The 374-nt window shown below is 79.1% G+C and carries 1 pseudogene; it reads left to right on the top strand.

From position 1 onward, the window contains the following. Positions 1-272 (top strand): annotated as a pseudogene (locus tag HTV45_RS33410) (ABC transporter permease); the annotation flags it as partial. Positions 273-374: the final 102 nt, after the last annotated feature.

Genomic DNA, 374 nt, shown 5'->3' with positions numbered 1-374 from the left:
CGCCCCGCCCGAAACTGGCCACCCTCCTCGGCCAGCTCGGCATGTCCGCCGCGCTCCTGCTCGGCGTGCTGCCGCCCGAGCGGCTGCCCGCCCTGCTGGTCCTCGCCCGCGACCTGCTGCCCTCCACCTACGGCGTGGAAGCCTTCGCCCGGACCTTCGCGCCCCGTCCCGACTGGGCGGCGGTCCTCGTCGACCTCGGGGTCTGCGCGGGCGTGGGCGTGGTCTCGCTGACCCTCGCCACCCGGGCGTACCGCCGGGCCGCCGTCCGCTGACGCCCCCTGGGCCACGATCGGCCCTCCCGGCCCGCGCGCCCCGGCCCGGGCCTGGCACGATGTCCGGGTGACCGCACCGCTGAACCCGCCCCCGCCGCCGCA

This window comes from Streptomyces sp. CHD11, from assembly GCF_018638295.1.
GTDB lineage: Bacteria > Actinomycetota > Actinomycetes > Streptomycetales > Streptomycetaceae > Streptomyces.
This window is presented reverse-complemented; position numbering and strand designations above follow the sequence as displayed.